The sequence below is a fragment of the Pseudanabaena biceps PCC 7429 genome (assembly GCF_000332215.1).
Lineage (GTDB): Bacteria > Cyanobacteriota > Cyanobacteriia > Pseudanabaenales > Pseudanabaenaceae > Pseudanabaena > Pseudanabaena biceps.
In genome coordinates this window covers 1-1,319 of record NZ_ALWB01000418.1, presented here as the reverse complement: position 1 = coordinate 1,319, position 1,319 = coordinate 1, and the positions used below count along the sequence as shown (strand labels likewise).

Genomic DNA, 1,319 nt, shown 5'->3' with positions numbered 1-1,319 from the left:
TCCTAAATATTCTCCTTTCATTCTCTTGGATTTGCCCAGTTCTCCATTCTCTGGGTTACTTTTCCTGCTCTTTTTCTGATTAGCTTAATCAACTTAGTCTAAACTCCAGTCGATGAGTACGGCTTTATCCAGCATCACGCCGCGATCGCTGATGAATTGCTTCAGGTTTGCGTTGGCTACTGTGGCTAGGTCGGCTTGAATGCGCTGAATTTGGGTGGGATGGTTGGTATTTACCATATCAGTTAAATACTGAATCTTGGATTTGTCTCTAAATTGCCTATCGTTATAGGCTTGCAATTGCATTCCTAGTCCTTGCAATTCGGCTTCAAGGGTTGCCCGTTCCATGATCAACGGATCACCTGAGGCGATCGCTTTCATTTGAGCAGCATTGAGAACAGTCTCATCAATATCTTCAATAGTCCGATGTGTCCGATCGCCTGACATCACTTGTGAAATCATGCGTTGTTTGTTTTCAATCGCTTGCCATAGGAACGAATCAAATCCTGCTTGGTTATTTCTACCTTCAGTGACATAACGGAAGATAAAGACATCGCTCCATTCGTTACCCTGACGCACCCCTCTGCCTTCTCTTTGTTCCAAATCCGATGGTCGCCAAGGACAATCGATATGGTGCAAGGCGATGAGTTTGCTTTGCATGTTCACGCCTGTTCCCAGCTTTGATGTCGAGCCAAAGACAATTCTAATTTTGCCTTCATTAATCGCTTCAAAAAGCTTTGTTTTCTTGGTATCCGTGTCGTAGTCATGGATAAAGGCGATCTGGTCGGCGGGTATGCCTAGCATCACGAGGGTATCGCGGATATAGCTGTAGCTGTTCCACCTGTCTTTCTTGGGTGCATTGCGATCGCAGAAAATCGCTTGAGTGCCTTTGGCGATCGCCGTAATTGTCCAGATTTGCCAGACATTCCACGCACAGGCGAGCAGTTTGTTATTAATCCATTCGCTTGCTTCGGGCGATACCAATTTGGTGTGCATACAGGCTTTGGCTCCATCACCTGTGATTTTTAACATATTGTCAATTTCGAGTTTGACTTTACGTTTTGCCACTGCCTCGGCGCGATCGCAGAGTTTGTCCATATAGGCTATCTGTTCTGGTGATGGTTTGCAGGACATCACATGGTAATGGGGCTTAGGGGTTTTGACTTCGGCAAGAGCTGCGGTCTGGATATCGGTCACTTGACACCACATTGCCATCAGTTCGGGCATATTTACGAATTCCCGTAGGCGGGTTTTCGATTTGAGTTTGCCTGTGGGACTGATTTCTAGTGCGGTGCTGGTTTCGCAGAATCTTGAGCAGAAGC

General features: G+C 46.2%; 1 protein-coding gene. It reads right to left on the bottom strand.

Translation table 11 applies throughout. The annotated features are described in order from the left end of the window. Positions 1 to 93: 93 nt before the first annotated feature. Positions 94 to 1,319, bottom strand: a 1,226-nt coding sequence (locus tag PSE7429_RS22870; RefSeq protein ID WP_267879034.1) for a helicase-related protein, incomplete at its 5' end; no start/stop codon positions are given.